This window comes from Paraburkholderia sp. A1BS-2L (assembly GCF_051125205.1).
Classification (GTDB): domain Bacteria; phylum Pseudomonadota; class Gammaproteobacteria; order Burkholderiales; family Burkholderiaceae; genus Paraburkholderia.
Genome location: NZ_CP120429.1, coordinates 1015984 through 1033700 on the forward strand (window position 1 = coordinate 1015984; position 17717 = coordinate 1033700).

At 63.1% G+C, this 17717-nt stretch carries 14 protein-coding genes and 2 pseudogenes; 6 read left to right on the forward strand and 10 right to left on the reverse strand.

Features of this window, described 5'->3' with window-relative positions:
* Window positions 1-458: 458 nt before the first annotated feature.
* Window positions 459-596: pseudogene (locus tag P5W98_RS19340) on the forward strand (acyl-CoA dehydrogenase); the annotation flags it as partial.
* 387 nt (window positions 597-983) lie between these two features.
* Here the strand turns inward: P5W98_RS19340 and glmS are convergent.
* The 6 genes from glmS to P5W98_RS19370 form a co-directional block, all read right to left on the reverse strand.
* The gene (gene glmS, locus P5W98_RS19345) at window positions 984-2801 is read right to left on the reverse strand and encodes a glutamine--fructose-6-phosphate transaminase (isomerizing) (protein WP_421026457.1); all 1818 of its coding nucleotides are present in this window, start codon (window positions 2799-2801) and stop codon (window positions 984-986) included.
* Window positions 2802-2812: 11 nt separating this feature from the next.
* A complete protein-coding gene (locus tag P5W98_RS19350) occupies window positions 2813-4018 on the reverse strand; it encodes a hypothetical protein (RefSeq protein ID WP_421027060.1) in 1206 nt (401 codons plus the stop codon).
* 188 nt (window positions 4019-4206) lie between these two features.
* A complete protein-coding gene (locus P5W98_RS19355; protein ID WP_421026456.1) occupies window positions 4207-4800 on the reverse strand; it encodes a Biofilm PGA synthesis auxiliary protein PgaD in 594 nt (197 codons plus the stop codon).
* Window positions 4778-6046 (reverse strand): poly-beta-1,6-N-acetyl-D-glucosamine synthase, encoded by a 1269-nt coding sequence (gene pgaC / locus P5W98_RS19360; RefSeq protein WP_421026455.1) that lies wholly within the window; start codon window positions 6044-6046, stop codon window positions 4778-4780. Before pgaC ends, P5W98_RS19355 begins: the two co-directional genes overlap by 23 nt.
* Window positions 6043-8130 (reverse strand): poly-beta-1,6-N-acetyl-D-glucosamine N-deacetylase PgaB, encoded by a 2088-nt coding sequence (pgaB, locus tag P5W98_RS19365; RefSeq protein ID WP_421026454.1) that lies wholly within the window; start codon window positions 8128-8130, stop codon window positions 6043-6045. The genes pgaC and pgaB overlap by 4 nt, the downstream gene beginning before the upstream one ends.
* A gap of 26 nt (window positions 8131-8156) precedes the next feature.
* Entirely contained in the window at window positions 8157-10493 is a 2337-nt protein-coding gene (locus P5W98_RS19370) for a poly-beta-1,6 N-acetyl-D-glucosamine export porin PgaA (RefSeq protein ID WP_421026453.1), read from the reverse strand.
* 920 nt (window positions 10494-11413) lie between these two features.
* On the opposite strand from P5W98_RS19370, the gene P5W98_RS19375 reads away from it, so the two are divergent.
* The 5 genes and pseudogenes from P5W98_RS19375 to P5W98_RS19395 form a co-directional block, all read left to right on the forward strand.
* Complete coding sequence (locus P5W98_RS19375; protein WP_421026452.1) at window positions 11414-11707, forward strand: hypothetical protein; 294 nt, start codon at window positions 11414-11416, stop codon at window positions 11705-11707.
* 386 nt (window positions 11708-12093) lie between these two features.
* Entirely contained in the window at window positions 12094-12417 is a 324-nt protein-coding gene (locus P5W98_RS19380; RefSeq protein WP_421026451.1) for an ArsR/SmtB family transcription factor, read from the forward strand.
* A gap of 69 nt (window positions 12418-12486) precedes the next feature.
* The gene (locus tag P5W98_RS19385; RefSeq protein ID WP_421026450.1) at window positions 12487-13548 is read left to right on the forward strand and encodes an alkene reductase; all 1062 of its coding nucleotides are present in this window, start codon (window positions 12487-12489) and stop codon (window positions 13546-13548) included.
* A 177-nt stretch (window positions 13549-13725) separates the two neighbouring features.
* Entirely contained in the window at window positions 13726-13923 is a 198-nt protein-coding gene (locus tag P5W98_RS19390; protein ID WP_421026449.1) for a DUF3562 domain-containing protein, read from the forward strand.
* Between the two features lie 156 nt (window positions 13924-14079).
* A pseudogene (locus P5W98_RS19395) lies at window positions 14080-14313 on the forward strand (DUF2866 domain-containing protein); the annotation flags it as partial.
* Window positions 14314-14501: 188 nt separating this feature from the next.
* On the opposite strand, the gene dapA reads toward P5W98_RS19395, so the two are convergent.
* From dapA to P5W98_RS19415, 4 genes are all read right to left on the reverse strand, one after another.
* Window positions 14502-15356 carry a 4-hydroxy-tetrahydrodipicolinate synthase gene (gene dapA, locus P5W98_RS19400; protein WP_421026448.1) on the reverse strand — a complete coding sequence of 285 codons (855 nt, stop codon included), beginning with the start codon at window positions 15354-15356 and terminating at the stop codon, window positions 14502-14504.
* A gap of 301 nt (window positions 15357-15657) precedes the next feature.
* The gene (locus P5W98_RS19405; protein ID WP_421026447.1) at window positions 15658-16104 is read right to left on the reverse strand and encodes a bactofilin family protein; all 447 of its coding nucleotides are present in this window, start codon (window positions 16102-16104) and stop codon (window positions 15658-15660) included.
* 98 nt (window positions 16105-16202) lie between these two features.
* Window positions 16203-16565, reverse strand: coding sequence for a hypothetical protein (locus P5W98_RS19410; RefSeq protein WP_421026446.1), 363 nt, complete (start codon window positions 16563-16565; stop codon window positions 16203-16205).
* Window positions 16558-17547 (reverse strand): M23 family metallopeptidase, encoded by a 990-nt coding sequence (locus tag P5W98_RS19415; protein ID WP_421026445.1) that lies wholly within the window; start codon window positions 17545-17547, stop codon window positions 16558-16560. The genes P5W98_RS19410 and P5W98_RS19415 overlap by 8 nt, the downstream gene beginning before the upstream one ends.
* Window positions 17548-17717: the final 170 nt, after the last annotated feature.

The window sequence follows — 17717 nt, forward strand, 5'->3', positions numbered from 1 at the left end:
GTTTTCGGTTCAGTCAAGAACCGGTCGCTCACTCAAAGCTGACAGGTTCTGAATAAATTCAAAAACCTGACTTACTTTTGTGTGAGACTCTTGATACTTTCGCTACTCCCGGTCATCCCCGAAAGAATCACCAGGTCACGAAACCCATCAAGCGCCCACACTTATCGGCTGTAAATTTTTAAAGAGCAATTCGTCTTAATCGCTTCGTTTTCGTTCGCAGCGATCAGCGAAGGAGGCGAATTATGCGGGTCATTCGCGGGGCCGTCAAGCGCCTTTTCGAAAATTTTTTCAGGGCCTATTTTTCCCTCGTTCAACCCGACGACAAACGCCGCCACGCCCCTTGCAGCAAACTCGCGGTGCGAAGCCGTCTGAGATCGGGCATGGCGACCGTGCGTGCGCCTCACCTCAACTAACCTGACGCGGCCCAGCCGTTGCATGGGAGCACCCCAGCCGGCAGCATGCGCGCCTCGGGCGCCGCATTGCACACGGCTCTGCTTGTGGGGGGGCTGGTGCGGAGTTTCGAACCCGCCCTGCAGTACGGCAACGACTGCACGCAATTCGGCCGGTCGATCGGCAAATTCCAGGCGATCCAGCACCAGATCGCGACGATGGCCGAACACGTGGCCGCCGCGCGCATCGCCACGGTCAGCGCTTTTTCCCCAAGGTCTTCCGTGCCTTCCTCCTCGCCGCCATCGCCAAAGCGCGCGCCAGCGAGGCGGCGACCCTCGCGGCCTCGGTCGCTCATGCGGTGCACGACGCCATCGGCGTCACCGGGAATACCACCTGCAGCAGTACCCCCGTTGCCTGCACTCGGCGTCTCGCTCATGGCTCGGAGACGCGCTGGCACGAGGTCATCGGACGGGGGCTGCTCGATGCAAAAGATTCGACGATCGGCGATTTCGTACGGGGCGTGTGGAGACGCGTCGCGCCAAAGTGGGCTCGCAACTATTCTAGGGAGCCTGACTAAGGCCATGCGCACCGCACTATTCCACCGTCACCGACTTGGCAAGATTGCGCGGTTTATCGATATCGGTCCCGCGCAAGCACGCCACGTGATACGCCAGCAACTGCAGCGCCACCACGTGAAGCACCGGCGAAAGCGCCCCGAACCACGCCGGCATGTGAATCAGGCGCAGGCCCGACTCCGCCGTCAAACCCGTGTCCGAATCGGCGAGTACGAAAAGGCGCCCGCCTCGCGACCGCACCTCCTCCATATTCGACTTCAGTTTATGCAGCAGCGTATCGTTGGGCGCGGTCACGATCACAGGCATCGCGTCGGTCACGAGCGCGAGCGGCCCGTGCTTGAGCTCTCCGGCGGGATAGCCTTCCGCGTGAATATAGGAAATCTCCTTGAGCTTGAGCGCGCCTTCCAGTGCAATCGGATAGTGCGTGCCGCGCCCGAGAAACAGCGCGTGATCGGATTGATACAACGCTTCTGCCCACGCCATGATCTCCGGCTCCCGCGCCAGCACATTACGCATCGCGTCCGGCAGCGCAGCGAGCTGGCGCAGGTAGTTCGCGGCTTCGCTCTCGCTCACATGTCCGCGCTGTTTGCCCATCTGGATTGCAAGCATGAACAACGCGACGAGTTGAGTCGTAAAAGCCTTGGTCGAGGCCACTCCCACCTCGGGGCCGGCCTCTGTGATAAATGCCCAGCGGCACTGCCTGACCATCGCGCTTGCCGCGACATTGCAGATCGCCAGCGTTCGCTGCTCGCCCATCGACTGCGTATAGCGCAGCGCCGCAAGCGTATCGGCCGTCTCCCCCGATTGCGAAACCGCGACCACCAGCGTGTTGCCCGGCGATACGTAGTCGCGATAGCGGTATTCGCTGGAGATCTCCGCTCGCGCGGCAACGTTGGCAAAACGCTCGAACCAGCCGCAAGCGGTCAGCGCCGCGTAATGGCTAGTGCCACAGCCGAGCAGCATCACGTTCGTCACGTCGGCCAGATCCTCCGGATTCGGCATGCCCGCCTGATGCGGTTCGCGATCGTTGACTGTCGCGATCGTGCGCGCGACCGCCACCGGCTGCTCGAAGATTTCCTTCTGCATGAAGTGACGGTAAGCGCCCAGCTCCGCATCCGACGCATGGCGCACGAAGGTAATCTCGCGGCGCGCAACCGCCTGCCCTGCCTTGTCGATAATCTTGACGTCCCTACCTTCGATATCGACGAGATCGCCTTCCTCGAGATATACGAATCGTTCGGCACAGCCCGCGAGCGCGAATGTATCTGAGGCAAGAAATATGCCTTCCGCACCGATGCCGACCACCAGAGGCGACCCCTGCCGTGCGCCGATCACCCGTCCGGGCGCGTCGCGGCACATCACGGCGATCGCATATGCGCCTTGCAACAACTGTGTCGCATCGCGTACCGCCGCGAGAATGTCGCCGCGATAGTGTTCGTGAACGAGATGCGCGATCACTTCGGTATCGGTTTGACTCGCGAACTCATAGCCTTTTTCTCGCAGCGCCTGGCGCAGCTGCTCGTGATTCTCGACGATGCCGTTATGCACGACCGCAATTTGCTCGCCGGAAAAGATGGGATGCGCATTGTCGATCACCGGCATGCCGTGCGTCGCCCAACGGGTGTGCGCGATGCCGGTCGCGCCATCGAGGTCGACCGCACGCGCATCGGCCTCCAGCGTGCACACGCGCGAAAGGGTGCGCACCCGGCGCGCCTGGCCGCGCTGGAGCACCGCCACCCCACATGAGTCATACCCGCGGTACTCGAGCCGCTTCAAACCTTCCAGCAACGAAGGAACGATGTTGCGCTGGGACACGCCCGCAACGATTCCGCACATGATCGCCTCCTTTACTCGTTCGACACATTCGATTGTGTGTGCGCGCCTTCGGGGCGGCAGCGATCCGATGCGGAAGGCGCCACTTCGTTGCGCGCGTTAAAGTCCGCTTCACGCAAGCCAACCGGCGAAAGCGAAACAAAATGAATCGTTCCGGGACCGTACGGAATACCGATCGCCCCTGTGTTGCCCCATGCAAACGGCGCACGCATCACGCCGCGCAAGTCGATCGAGTCGCCGGTCAATGCAAGCGCCATCAAGCGGCCATCGCGCGCAGGCACATAGGCAACGTCGCCGTTCACCGCAATGCTCGCTTCGCGCACCGAGGCGGGCAGGCACTCGAGTTTTGCCGTGACGTGTCCCGCTTCGTCGATCAACAGCATCGAAGAGCGTCCGCTCTCCAGCGTTGCTTCGACAATGAAGCGCTTCACTTCCGGCACCCACGCCGCGGCATACGTGTAGTACTGCACGCGGAAAACGTCGACGCCATCATCGGGCCTTGTGAGCTTGCCGCTCACTGGGTCGTACACGGCAAATTCCAGATCTGCGACGAGCTTGCCAGGAATGTACTTCTGCCATACGAGCAGCGCCCGCGTGGGCGAACCCGCGATCATGGGCCACCATTCGCGGACATGCGCCGCCACGTTCTCGCGCCGCAGCAGCTTGCCCGAGCCGTTGTAGACCTTCACATAGACGCCGTTGCCAGTGCCGAGATTGTCGACGCCGCCGCCATTTATCCAGTCTTCCGAATAGAACACGACAAAGCGCTCCCCCACGGCAGCCACATGACCGGAATGCCCCCCCGATTCGACATCGTTCGGATAGGGCTTGATGGGCGTAAGGTTCGAGCGATAAACGCCATAGCGCTGGCTGACTTCGTTTGGCGTATTCCAGCCGTCCTCGAAGCTGACAAAGATATTGCCCTGCGTGTTTTGCGCAATCGATACGGGCTCCTGTGCTTCCGGTCGGCTAATGAATAGATGAACGTTGGAAATGCGCGCGTGCGCTGGCGACCATTCGCCGACATAAACATCGTGAGGCCAGCTGCCATCACGATGCGCGCCGCGCGGCGGCAACCCGGAACTGCTGAAGAAAACCCAGCGCTTGTCGTCCGCGTCGCTGGCCCAGCCGATGCCGTGCATGAAGCGCCGCTCGTCGCCCACGCCGGGCGCAGGCACCGCAACGACCGCTCCGGCCGGTGCCCGCCGCATGCCGATCATCTGCGCGCCAGCATCGTCGCTATCGCCGGTCGCCGGGTACGCCGCGACCAGCAAAGCAAGTCCGAGCGCCGCCAGCCAGCCGAAGCGGCGCCAGCGATAGAAGCCGCGCCCGGCACGTGCGATGGTGCGATCCATGTCGCCGTCCTGGTCGCCCTGCAATGCACTCGAGTGGCGCGAGCCGCGCTCACTCACTGCCGCGGCGTCCGGCGGGGGGATACGACCGGCGGCGAATACACCGGCGGCTTTGCGTGACCATATGCGCCGCTGCTGGATTGGCGGCCGCCCGCACCGCTTGCCCCGTTTGCGCCGTCTGCGGCCGGCCCCGTCACGGACAGCACGCGCAGCGCTGCAATGAGCCCATTGGCATCGTGCGACGCCACGAACACCCGCGCTACCGCGTTCAATTCGCGAGAAGCCGCACCTGCAAACGGCCCCGGTTCGACCGTCAGCCCGGCTTTGCGGCGCAGCAGCCGCTGCGTACGCGACTTCGAAGCAAACGGGTGCGCCACGCGCGCGAGAATCATCCACATCGTCAAGACCGAAGCGATGGCCCCGATGGCCGCGAAATACGACACCAGCTCGGGCCAGGAGAGATCGCCCTGCTCGAACGGCAACAGATACCGGTATGCGTAGATCGTGATGCCCGCCCACATCGAGCCGACGCAAGCCGGCCGCAGCAGCCGGAACCACAGCAGCAGCACGACGCCGCGCGCGATGCCCTGGTCCGAGATGATTTGCTGCGGAGCGTGAAGTGAGAGGTCAATGACGGGCGTGTTGTTCATGTTGAATTCCTCGATCGGGGCTAGTCCAGACTGCGCGCTTGCCACGGCGCCCGAAGGCGATGACCGGCAGCGCCACGACAGTGGTGACCATGTTGATCAGCCAGAACGCAAGCGGATACCAGACGGTGTCCATCACGTAGAGCAGCAGCTTCTCGTCATAGCGCCGGTCGATCACGCAGCCGACGATGATCTGCAGCACGCAGGTCGCCACCAGCAGCATGCCGTGCCAGTGCGGCAGCAGCGATACGTGCCAGTCCGGCGGCAACGTATAGACAGCATTGAGAAGCGAGAGCAGCAAAATGAACGCCATCGCATAGGCCCATGCGATACCGAGCGCGTACTCGATGAAGAGCGGCCACATCATCACGCGCGGCCCGAACAGAAGTCTTCCCGCGTAGCGGAACAAAACCTGAATCCCACCCTTGGCCCATCGCAAGCGCTGCTTGTAGAGCCCCTTGATCGTCTCGGGCATGAGAATCCAGCTCAGCGCATGCGGCTCGTAGGCAACGCGCCAGTCGTTGCACTGCAGCTTCCAGCTGATATCGATATCTTCGGTCAGCATGTCGGAGCTCCAGTAGCCGACATCGGCGAGCGCGCTCTTGCGAAACATCGTGATCACGCCCGAAACCGTGAAGATGCGCCCATAGACCTGCTGCGTGCGCTTGATCAGCCCGACGATCGACGAAAATTCTCCCACCTGCATGCGTCCGAGCAGCGACGTGCGCGTGCGAATACGCGGATTGCCGGTGACCGCGCCCACGTTCTGATCCGAAATGAAGTGCTCGAGCATCCATTCGATCGCATCTTCGCCAAGTAGCGAGTCGCCGTCGATGCACATGAGGAAGGGCGCGTTGGTGATCGCCGCGGCCGTGGTCAGGCCAATCGCCTTGCCCTCGTTCTTTGAATGATGAATCACGGTCAGATGCGCAATCTCGGTGGCAAGCTGGTTCAGGACCTCGCCGGTGCGGTCGCGGCTGCCGTCGTTGACCGCGATGATTTCGTAGTTGGGATAGTTGAGCGTCGCCAGATGACGAAACACGCGGCGCGCATTCATCTCTTCGTTGAAGCACGGCACAATGACCGCCACCTTCGGCATCCCCGACATTCTCAGTGCGCTGGGCGAGCGCGACCGTCCGTTCTCCAGCGCGAGGAAATGGACTGTTCCCCCGATCATCCACAGATACGACATGAAGAACGGGTAGAAGAAAATAAAGTCCTGCAGCCGGTTGATCACGAGGTGCATCATCGCTGCACTCCTGCGCCAGGGGCGCCCTTGAGCAGAGCATTGATCGACGCGGGATCGAGGCGCTGGCGTGTCGACATGACATCGCGCAACGCGACCGCATTCGGCAAGTCGTGCTGGAAGTTATCGGGGTAGTACCCGTAGCTGACCATTCCCACCTCGCGCAGATGACGCATTTGATCAACAAGGCGCGTGCCCGGCACGCTCTCGCCCGTGCGTGAATCGGTTGCCTCGAGCAAAAAGACCGTCCGGCGCGGTCCGTCCGGCGCGGCTTGCACCACCCGGCCGAGCTTGTCGAGCCAGCTGTCCACGGAAGTGATGCCCTGTCGCGATGGCATGGCGAGCAGTCCGACGAAGTCGTATGCGCGCACGAAAGCTGGATAGCTTTGCGCATAGCGCGGCTCGTTGCCGGGGTCGAGCACGGCATCGGGAAAGATCGTGCGCACGGTCAGCACTTCATCGCTGTTCTGGCTGTCGAGCACGATCTGCCGAAGCTCCTTCGTGAAGTCCAGCAAATAGCGGGTTTTCTGCGCGCTCCAATGCTTCATCGCCTCGGGATTGGCGCGAATCTGCTCGACGCCCGCTGGCAAACTCCAGCTCGCGTAGGTTTGACGCGCGTGCCGGCCGTCATCCTCGAAATCGCTGAGCGTCGCGTCCTCGCCGAACAGCACGCCGTTGAATGCGGCGTATTTTCCGAGGTCCTCATAAAGCTCGCGCACATAAGCGCGCGCAGCCGGATCGAAAGGACTGAGCCGCCGCACGCCCGAGGCGCCGGGCGGCAAGGTGCTGCCCGCAGCCGCCGTGACGAACTCGACGCGTCCATTGAGGGCATCCGGTACCGCGAATGCGAGCACCGGCATCCACGCATAAACTTCCACGCTCGCGCGCGTGTTCAGTTGCCACGCCGCGCGGCAGAACAGATCGGAGCGCATCGGCAAATGCCGGTTCGGGAAATACAGCGCCCGCGCAAGCCCCGAGCGCGAAGGGTCCGAATAGGCCTGCAGGTATACCGAGCTCGGCTTCATTCGATACATCCGCTCGATCAGGATGCCGAGTTTCTTTTCCTGCATGTCGGGCGAAGGATCGTAGACATCGTCGAGCGACACCACGACTGCCCGCTCGACCGGATTGATCTGGCCGCGATTTTGCGCGGGCTCGCGCACCGAACGCTCGAACTCGCCCACGTTGATGTCGTAGGTCGCCAGAATGCGGCGCAGGCGATCGAGCGGAATATCGGGGGTATTCGGGCCGGACTCGAGCGTGAATTGCGTGGGCATGCCAAGACGCGAGGACACGTTGCGCACGGTCAGGTTCTGCGCCCCGTAAGGCCACACCATCGCGCGAATCGATACGCCTGTCTGCTGCTTTACCTGACGCATGCAGTTGCCCAGGTCGCCGCGCACACGCGCTTCGAATTCGGCGTCCGTCTCGTAGCGCTGCTGATCTTTCAGGTACAGATGCGAAGTGGCCGCCGGCAACTCGTTGCCTTGCGGATTCGCAAGCGCGCCGTGATGCAGGTCGTGCGTATGGCACGCCAGCTCGACGAGCCCCGACGCGGCCACATTGCGCACGTCGTCCCATGACATGAAGGTGTCGCGCGGCACGACGACGGTGTCCGAAAGCCGAATGCCAGCGTTGCCCGGCGTATCGATCCACGAGGTCACGATCCCCATGACGCCGGGATATTTGAACTGCTTGAGCAGCGGCAGCACCTTGTCATGGTGGCTCTTGAAGCCGTCGTCGAAAGTCAGCAGCACCGAACGCGGCGGCAGCGGCTTGCCGCCGTTGCGCGATGCCACGATCGCACTGAAGGTGACCGGGTTATAGTGGTTCGTATCGAGCCACGAAAAAATCGATGTCAACGTGCCCGTATCGACGGCGAACGGATCGATCAGGTTGTTCGCGTTGAACTCGGCACGCAGGTTGTCGCGCACATCGTGGAAGCAGATCACGCGAAAGGTCTTGCCATCGGCGGGGTCGGCCGGCGGGAGGATGTCGATCAGCTTGGCAGACGCGAGGGATGGAAACAGCGAACAGCCCGCCATCGCACCCAGACAGCTACACACGAAACGTCGACGAGATTGCATCGCAGGCCTCCTCCCAGATTCCGAAGTCAGAATGGCACGGTGAGCGTGGCATAGGCGAGTTCCGAGAATTCGCGCTTGCCGTCGTACGCGTGACTGAGCACGCCAAGACCGTACCTGAGCGTGACATCGTGGCTGAATGTCCAGTTGTGCTCGATGCGCGCCCCCATCTCCGCACTCGTGCCATAGCCGCGCTCGTTATACGCGCCCCCGATCAGATAAAAGCGCTGCACGAGGGACCTCTCGCCGCTGCGCCAGATCGCCCATTGATGCATGAGGACCACTTCGGCGGTGTAATCGCGCGAAGGCGCGTAATACGCTGCGTCCCGGATGGTGTTGCTCCCGGTGTCGAGATTCAGTGAAACATTCACCAGTTGATTCGCGGTAGTAAATACGCGCTGCGTTCCACTCAACGCAATGTCCTGATTAAAGTTCGAGTCGCTGTAGCGCGCCGCGGAGTAAGACAACGATGCTGAACGCCGGTCACCATCGTTGAAATTAATACTCGCCTGCGCGGTCTTCCCCCAAATATGATTGAGGTACGCCTTCATCGGCAGCGAGTCGCTGTCACTGCTGACACCCGCACTGGCCGACAAATAATCATTGAACGCATAGGAAACTTCGCCGGTGCCACCGGTGCGCCCATCGCTGCCCGTCGAACGCGTGACCTCGCCGCTCACGGTCAACGAGCCGTTGCGATAATCGCCGCCAACGCCGGCACGCGTACGGCTGACATTGCCGAGGTCCGTCACCGCATGAGCGTAGAACGTATGGGCAAATACGCGCCAGTTGTCGAAGATCGGCGGCGAATACAGAGTCGTGTCGATGCTGAACTGGTTGTCCGCCAGCGCCGAGGCGCCGTGTTCGCCTTTGACATCAACCGTCAGCACCGGCGCGCGATACGCTTTATAGTCGCGCTGGAAGGCACGCACTGAACCGTTCTCAGGGAACGTGTCGTCGAACGTCGTGTTGATCCGGTGCGCGTTCGAGTAGTCCTCCAGCGCAAGCGATGTGCGGCCGAGGCCGGCCAGCGCCTCGATGTTGTCCGGGTGATCGGTCAGCGTGGCGACGTACATGTCGCGCGCTCGCCGCGTATGTCCCATGCCTAGCACCGCATCCGCCTGTGCATCGCGCACTTCCGAACTGAACGGCACCTGCTCTTCGAGTTTCTGCAACCCGGCCATGCCCTCGTTCGTCTGACCAATGTAAATCTGGTACTGCGCGAGCAAACGGTAGTAACGCAGGTAATCGTCAGTCGCGGGATCCCCCGGACGCATCTTGTCAGCCGGCGGCAGCGCACCGCGAATATCGTCGAGTACCTGATGTGCCTGCGCATATTTGTTCTGGTCAGTGAGCGAATAGAACAGACCTTCGCGCAGATCGATCGGACGCGTGTGCGAGCCATACTGGTAGCCGAGCGTGGCCGCGTCGGTGGGCTTTGCACGCGTCTCTTCGATGGCGCGCCGATAAACCGTTTCCGATTTCGCCGGCTGCTGCAGATAGGAATATGCGTCGCCCACTGACGCGAGCGCCTCGGGCGACACCTCGAAATTCGACGGGATCGTTTCGAACACGGCAACGGCATCTTCCATCCGCCCACGCGCGGCATACCCAACGGTACGGTCGCCGGCAAGCGACGCACGCACTTGGGCGTACTCCGGTGTATTCGGCAGACGCTTGTCGAACTCTTCCGCATGACGAATAGCGGCATCGAGCGCATCGAAGCGGTCGGTGCTCGTCATCGCGCGAACCTTCGAGCGGCCGCCCCGCACCTCCTGCCGGATGGCGAGTTCTTCGATCTCCGCGAGATCGACCGGCGAAAATACGTCGGGATGCTTTTTGGCTTCGTCGAGCGCGCGGTTCGCCCCTCCGCTCGTTGCAAGGCCGAAGACCTGATGACGCAAATCTTCGCCAGGCTGCGGACCATTACCGGTGGTAGGCAGTTCCATTTGCGGTGTGACAGGTGCCGGCGCCATTTCCGGTGCCGACTGCGTGGGATTGCTCTCCGGTGCTTGCGGCGCGGGCGCAGGGGTCACCGTGGCCGCAGGAGCAGACGCAGGAGCCGCCATCGGCTCGCCCCTCGACGCCTGGGCCACTGTCGCGACAGGTGCCGCCGGACCAGGCTCGGGCGGCGCTGTCACCGGAACGCCCGTGGTATCGCTCATGGTGTTTTGGGGAACGTCCGTCGAAGCCATGACGGCATAGACGGTGCTCCCCGAGGCCTCGGTCATCACAGGGTGCGCAACAGGATCGCGGCTCGCGATGTTGTCCGCAAGCGCGACCATGAAAACCACTGGCTTTGCTGCGTCGGTTTCCTGCGCGAAACCGTTCTTACTTTCAAGCACCGCATAAGCTGACAAAAGCATGACCGCTGCAGGCGCCGCACATGCACAAAGAGGGCGCCGGCGAGGCGACGTGTACAAACGCTTGTTCTCGTCCATTTTCTTTACGCCCCCTGCTGTACGTTGTCGTTGACCACCAGGCACGCGGCTATCGCAAGTCCCGTACCGCTTTCTGTGTACGAATCTGCGATCAATAAAACCGATATTTATTGCGGACTCAATCAGTTTTCAATCTGGTTCCAGGAACGGCCGGTCTGCTCTTCGGCTTGCAGCAGCGAAAAGTTCGTCAGCACCCGAACGCTTTAGAGCGCTCGTTGAACGGCGGATCTGGAATAGCCGGCTTATGGTGTCCTTGTCGTTGCATGAACAGGCGACGCCGGATAGACACACCGGCCAGTAACATCGAAGCGATGTAGAGATGTTTTGTGTTTCACGCACGCGTGATGGTACGTGTGTGCACTTCAATCTATGGAACTCGTGCGGCACATGACAACAATCTAGATCACGCTTATGCGTAATCCATCAACACGTTTCAACCGGTTACAACTGCAGGCTCTTCTTCAGCTAGTTAGCGCAACTGGTCTGCTATGGACGCGGGACTTTTTTCTCCGGCTCGCAAACCCCGGCATAAATTACTGACAAACCGTGAACGGTTGCATTTCGCCCCCACCGTTCCTATGCTAGTTGCACATCAAAAGAGGGAGGCAATCATGGGGACCTTGAAGCACCGAGGTCGGCTTGTGCCCGCGAGCGCGCTGCTCATCGCTGGTGCGTATGCGGTGTCTGCCGGGGCACAGATCGCGAGACCCGTTGGAACACAATATTCGCAACCCACTGCGCCAATGGCTGCGCCGACTCCATCGGCCCCCGCGGCGCCAACCGCCCCGCCCCCCACAACCACCACCGCGGCGGCTCGCACGAACACTCCGGCCACACCACAGCAAATGCTCTACTACGTCTGCGGAAATATGAATATCGACGGGCACGTGACGTCGCCAGATCCGCAGCATCCGTTCAACCTTGGCGTCTCGTTTATTTCGTCGGGCAATACGCCATTGACCGAGGTTTCGGTCAAAGTAAGACGCCATGGCCGCGTGCTGATGGATTTCGTTGCCGCGGGTCCGCACTGCCTGTTTTCCGTGCCGGATGCAGACTACCGCATCGAAGGGACTTACCGTGGCGAGACGAAATTCGAAATCGTCCAGACCGGCACCATGAATGCTCAGATCAAATGGTAAGTGCCAGCAAGCTCGAATAGCTGACTCCGGCCATGGCAATCCCGAACTCGCCTGAAGAACGGTCGATCGACGAACCCGCTTCTGGCGAAAACACCTTCGAATCCGGCGCCCCCCTCACACGCCACCTCGGGAGCCGGATTCACCGTTGCACTGCCCTATCTGATCTTCCTTGCAACAGGCACTGGCTACGATCACATGCATCGGTTGCGTAGTCCACGACCTGATCCGACCGGCATACCGGAATTCTTCCCGACCTGCACCGTCATTGAGTGCGCCGCGCGCCGGGGCACCTCATGCACAGTTCAGAGTATCCCTATTGAAATCGGTGCCATCGCCCATATCGTTAAAATGCGATATATGATTCGCACAGTGACGATGCAATCGCGATGAAAAAACCTCAACCGACCCCAAAGCTCGACCTCGACGCCATCTACAAAGCGCTGGCCAATCCCGTGCGGCGCGAGATCCTCGCGTGCCTGCGCGAGCCGAAGATGCACTTCGCCGGCCAGGTACTCCCGCTCGAACACGGCGTTTGCGCGGGCCAGATCGACGCGTACTGCGCGCTGTCACAGTCCACCGTATCGGCGCATCTGGCTGCCTTGCAAAAAGCCGGGCTCGTTACGTCGAAGCGCGTGGGCCAGTGGGTGTTTTTCAAGCGCAACGAAGCAGTCATCGAGGCATTTCTCGCCTACGCGAACAAGCAGTTGTGAGCGCACGCATCGGCTTCTTTTTATTCAAGGCTTCAACGCAGCGGGCCGAGCCCGCAATAAGGTGAACATATGGCAACGCTTTTCGACCCCCTCCAGATCGGCGACCTCAGGCTGCCCAATCGCGTCATCATGGCGCCGCTCACGCGTCAGCGCGCAGGCGTGGCGCGCGTGCCTAACGCGCTGATGGCGCAGTACTATGCAGAGCGCGCAACGGCCGGCCTCATCATCAGCGAGGCCACGTCGGTCACGCCGCAAGGCGTGGGCTACGCAGAAACACCGGGCATCTGGTCGCAGGAACAGGTCGAAGGCTGGAAGGTCGTGACCGAAGCCGTGCATGCCGCAGGCGGGCGCATCTTCCTGCAGCTATGGCACGTAGGCCGCATCTCGGACCCGCTCTTTCTCGACGGTGAACTGCCCGTCGCGCCAAGCGCGATTGCGGCGCTTGGCCACGTGAGCCTCGTGCGCCCGCAGCGCGCGTACGTCACGCCGCGCGCGCTCGCCATCGACGAAATTCCTGGCGTCGTCGCCGCGTTCCGGCAAGGCGCGATCAACGCGAAAACCGCGGGCTTCGACGGCGTCGAGATTCACGGCGCCAATGGCTATCTGCTCGACCAGTTCCTGCAAGACAGCACGAATCAGCGCACCGACGCTTACGGCGGCTCGATTGAAAATCGCGCGCGCCTGCTGCTCGAAATCACCGACGCCTGCATCGACGTGTGGGGCGCCCATCGCGTGGGCGTGCATATCGCGCCGCGCGGCGACGCCCACACCATGGGCGACTCCAACCCCGCCGCCACCTTCGGCTACGTGGCGCGCGAGCTCGGCAAGCGCAAGATCGCGTTCCTGTTCGCACGCGAATCGCTCGGCGAAAACCGTCTCGGGCCGCAATTGAAGGCTGAATTCGGCGGCCCGTACATTGCCAACGAGAAGTTCACGCTCGAGTCGGCGCAACGCGTGCTCGCCGACGGCGAAGCCGATGCCGTCGCCTGGGGCCAGCTCTTCATTGCGAACCCGGATCTGCCGCGCCGCTTCGCATTGAACGCACCGCTCAATGCGCCGAATCCGTCGACCTATTACGCGCGCGGCGAAACCGGCTACACGGACTATCCGTCGCTGGAAAGCGTGGCGTAAACCACGGCACGGGCGGCCACGGGGTCGCCCCTTCACTCATCATTCGTCTGCACGAACGATTTTCTCCGGTATTTTTTTCCGCGATTCCGATAGGCCGATTCAATTGGCGTGGTACGCAAGTTTGTTCTTGAATTCGAACTCCACCTACCCGGCTGATCCGCAGACTGGAGAACCTCCATGCTTCACGTCGACGCCGAGAAAATCGTCCACAGCATCGCCGAAGAGACCAATACGCCTGAGGAAACCGTAGCCCGCATCTACGCCGACGCACTCGACAGCTACCGCGCCGACGCACGCATCCATGACTATCTCCCGCTCTTCGCCGCGCGCAAAGTGCGCGCGACTTTGCGGCAAAACAGCACCAAGCCGCACTGATGAAGGCGCGCGCACCGCTAGAGCGCCGCGCCCATGCGCCGGAACCGGCTCTTAAGTCTGGTTTAATTCTTCGCTGCAAACATACGCTCACCCCTGTTGAGCCGCCGGAGCATCGGCGGCGTTTTTTTGCGCAGTTAGTCGAGGAGGAGCGAGGTCATGGTTGATAACGACGATGTGTTGATGCACTTGCAGTCTCTGCTGCGCGACGGCTCGACTAACCGCATCGCGTCATGCCGCGTGTCCACGCCGCTGCAGAATCCGTGGGGCCGTGCGTATCGGCTAGTCGAATGGACCACGCTGCTCGACGACGACGCGCGCCGCCAGGTCGTGCCCGCCGAAAGTTCGGCGCTGGATATCGCGCGCCTCGTGGCGGAGCACGTGCCCGGACGCCGTATCCTGCTCAACGGCGAGACGATGGACACCGAACGCCCGCGCACGCGGCGCCGCTCGCGCAGCCGCGCGAACGCAGGCGCAAGCGCGCACATCGCGGGCTAAGGGCGCGCGCGTCCCATACTTCAGGACGCGCCCGTTTTCGCGCGGCAAACCGCGTGATGTTCGGCGCGCGGTATTTCCGCCGCTCACGCCACCATCTTTCCCAGCGCTTCCTCCAGCGCGGCGCTCGCGCAAGTCATCGGCGCGCGCAGTTCATTGCGAATGAGCCCGCGCCGCGCGAGCGCCGCCTTCACCGGCCCCGGATTCGGCTCCGCGAACGCCGCCCGCACGAGCGGCACGAGCGCGTGCCAGAGCGCGCGCGCATCGGCGAGACGCCCCTCGCGCAACGCGCGCTCCATCGCTACAAAACGTTCCGGCAACAGATGCGCCGATGCCGCAATCGCGCCGCTCGCGCCCGCGCACAGCGCGCCGAACATCTCGATGTCCTCGCCGCACAGCACCTGCAGGCGGCCGTCGAGAATCAGCGCGAGCGTCTTCGCAAGCGAGCCGCCGCAATCCTTCACCGCGACGATTCGCGCATGGCCCGCGAGGTCGAGCAGCGTCGGCAATTCGAGTTGCACGCCCGTGCGCGCGGGAATGTCGTAGACGATCACGGGCTTGCGGCTCGCATCGGCCAGCGCCGCGAAGTGCCCAGCCACGCCAGCCTGCGACGGGCGAATGTAATACGGCGCGGCCGCCAGCACGCCTGCCACGGGCATCTCGTTGAGCGCGGCAATCCGCTCGCACAGCGACTGTGTGTGATTGCCGCTCACGCCGGCGACCACCGGCAGGCCGCCCGCGCCCGCGAGCACGGTGGCGAGCACGGCGTCCTGCTCGAGCTCGTCGAGCGCGGCCGGCTCGCCGGTCGTGCCGAGCGCGACAAAGCCCGCTACGCCGGCTTGCGCGTAGTGGCGCACGAGCGCATCGAGCGCCTCATGATCGACCGCGCCGCGATTGAACGGCGTGACCAGCGGAATCCAGATACCCGAAAACGAAGACATGATTTTCCCTTGTACGTGACCGTGTGAAAGGTCCGTCGAACCGTACGCGGGAATTGGGCAAGCCAGCAGGGAGAAAGAGGCGGGGCGCCGCCGGCAGGCCGTTCCATCGCACCATCCGACGGAACAGCATGCTCCGGTCAGATGAGCGGCTGTTTTTTGGCTTTGGCTTTCACGCACGCGCAGGAGGCCTGCGCGCGCGCCAGCATCGCGCGCGAAGCGGCGACGGCAAATGGCGTGACGAAGGGACTCGGCTGACGTGGCATGTCGGGCAGTGTACTGGAAATCGCGCGCGCCCTGGCGCTCAGTCGTGCGCCTCGACGTCGGTGACCGACGTTACCGACGTTACCGAGGTATCGAGCAGCAGTCCCGGCGCGTCGCCCGGGTCGCGCCTGGTGAGCTTGCCATCCACGCTCGCGCCGCAATCCATCCGCAATTGCTGGTAGTAGATGTTGCCGACCACGTGCGCATTCGACTGCAATTCGACGAAATGATCGGCGATCACGTCGCCCACGATGCGCCCGTTGACCACGATGTCGTAGCCATGCACGTTGCCCTGCACGGCGCTGCGCTCGCTCAGCACGAGCAGTGTCTGCGCGCCCGGCTTGCTCGTCACGTTGCCGCTCACCTTGCCGTCGAGCCGCAGGCCGTCGGCGAATTCCAGATTGCCCGTGACATGGACATCCTCGGCGATCAGCGTCGCGAGCTTGGTTTGGGCAATGCCCGGCTGGGGTTTCTTCCTGTTGAACATGAGTCGTGCCGTTGCGGTTAATTACGGTTGATTCCAGATGGTCTTGTCGAGGTTGGGTAGAGCCGCGCCCAGCGGGCGGCGGTAATCGGACACCAGCGTCAGCGCGCGTTCGAGCGCGCACCGTGGTTGCGCATGAACACCAGTTCGGCTTGCAGCTTCGCGGTCTCGGCCTGCGCCGCATCCGCGGCTTTCTGCAGCGCCGAGCGCTCCGCGCGCTCCTGCTCCAGCGCGAGTTCCACATTGGAGAGCCGCGTTTGCAGCACATCGGGCTCGACGGCGGGACACTGCCCGGCGTCACCGGCATGCAGCGCCCATGCGGCGAGCCCCGCGCCAGCCGACGCCGCCGCGACGGTCCATGCGAGCGCCACGCCCCAGCGCCATGCGAGCGAGCGCACTGGCTGCAATTCGAATTCGCGCTGCGCGTCGCGACGCTGGCGCGCGAAGCGTCGTGCGTCAGCCATTGCCGTTTCGTCCGGTGCTTTCAGTCCGATAGGCGTCGAACAGCGCGAGATAGTCGCCGGGATCGACCTGAACGCCCTTCACGATCACTTCGAAGTGCAGATGCGGGCCCGTCGAGCGCCCGGTCGAGCCGACGTCGGCGATATGCTCGCGCGGCAGCACGATCTGCCCCACCTGCACGTCGATCTTCGACGCATGCCCATAACGCGTGACGAAGCCGTTGCCGTGGTCGATCTCCACCGCATTGCCATAGCCCGACTTCACGCCTGCGAAGATCACGCGGCCTCCCGCGGCGGCGAGAATCGGCGTGCCCGTGGGCGCGACGATATCGAGCCCCGGATGAAAGCTCAGGCGCTGCGTGAACGGATCGAGGCGGTTGCCAAACGGCGAGCCGGGCCGGCCCGCGTCGGTAGGACGACGGCCCGGAAACGCATCCCACGCGGCCTTGTGCTCCGCCACGGACCGCTCGAGCGCGGCGAGCGTGGCCGCCATGCAGTCGACCTCGCCGTTGATGGCATGGACGTTGGCGCGCGCGGCGGATGCCTCGAGGCAGCGCCTCGGCGCGAGCGCGGGGCCGCCCTCGCCGCCGCCCTCGCCGCCGTCATCGTCGCCGGAGCGCGCGGCGGGCGCGGCGGGCACCGCCGTGGCGCCGCGCGGCGTTTGTGCGCGCAGGCGCTGATCGAACTGGCGCAACTCGGCAATCTGCGAGACCAGACGCTCGATGCGCGGATCGAGCAGCGCAATCGATGCGTTCATGCGGCCGATCTCGCCCACCACGTAATGGTGCGTGGCCGCGCCGGCGGCCGAGCTCGCAAGTGCGGGCGCCGTGCCGCTATAACGGCCGATGGCCACGCCGCCAGCCAGCGCGATGGCCGCCGCCACGCATGCGGCCGCCATCGCCGTGCGGCGCGCGGCGCGGTGCGTGACGAAACGGGTTTCGCCGCTGGAAAGCTCGTCGACCGAGCTGGACCACGGCATCTTCATGGCTGGCTCCGCCGCTGCCGCTTCGCGCGCAGGAGCGCGGCGCACGACACCAGGGTACAGAACAATGCGTACATCTCAGGCTGCGGAAGCCGGCGTGCGCCGGCCCGTCCAAAATCAAAACCGCGATTATGGTGGCGCCTCAAAAATGCCCATCCCGATAAAAGGGGACG

Bases quoted from the DNA above. Each gene is read 5' to 3' on its own strand.
- P5W98_RS19410 (WP_421026446.1), bottom strand. From the start codon at position 16,565: ATGGCTGACGCACGACGCTTCGCGCGCCAGCGTCGCGACGCGCAGCGC.
- pgaB (WP_421026454.1), bottom strand. From the start codon at position 8,130: ATGCAATCTCGTCGACGTTTCGTGTGTAGCTGTCTGGGTGCGATGGCG.
- P5W98_RS19405 (WP_421026447.1), bottom strand. From the start codon at position 16,104: ATGTTCAACAGGAAGAAACCCCAGCCGGGCATTGCCCAAACCAAGCTC.
- P5W98_RS19370 (WP_421026453.1), bottom strand. From the start codon at position 10,493: ATGCTTTTGTCAGCTTATGCGGTGCTTGAAAGTAAGAACGGTTTCGCG.
- glmS (WP_421026457.1), bottom strand. From the start codon at position 2,801: ATGTGCGGAATCGTTGCGGGCGTGTCCCAGCGCAACATCGTTCCTTCG.
- dapA (WP_421026448.1), bottom strand. From the start codon at position 15,356: ATGTCTTCGTTTTCGGGTATCTGGATTCCGCTGGTCACGCCGTTCAAT.
- P5W98_RS19355 (WP_421026456.1), bottom strand. From the start codon at position 4,800: ATGAACAACACGCCCGTCATTGACCTCTCACTTCACGCTCCGCAGCAA.
- P5W98_RS19350 (WP_421027060.1), bottom strand. From the start codon at position 4,018: ATGATCGGCATGCGGCGGGCACCGGCCGGAGCGGTCGTTGCGGTGCCT.
- P5W98_RS19375 (WP_421026452.1), top strand. From the start codon at position 11,414: ATGCTCTACTACGTCTGCGGAAATATGAATATCGACGGGCACGTGACG.
- P5W98_RS19380 (WP_421026451.1), top strand. From the start codon at position 12,094: ATGAAAAAACCTCAACCGACCCCAAAGCTCGACCTCGACGCCATCTAC.
- P5W98_RS19385 (WP_421026450.1), top strand. From the start codon at position 12,487: ATGGCAACGCTTTTCGACCCCCTCCAGATCGGCGACCTCAGGCTGCCC.
- P5W98_RS19415 (WP_421026445.1), bottom strand. From the start codon at position 17,547: ATGAAGATGCCGTGGTCCAGCTCGGTCGACGAGCTTTCCAGCGGCGAA.
- P5W98_RS19390 (WP_421026449.1), top strand. From the start codon at position 13,726: ATGCTTCACGTCGACGCCGAGAAAATCGTCCACAGCATCGCCGAAGAG.
- pgaC (WP_421026455.1), bottom strand. From the start codon at position 6,046: ATGATGCACCTCGTGATCAACCGGCTGCAGGACTTTATTTTCTTCTAC.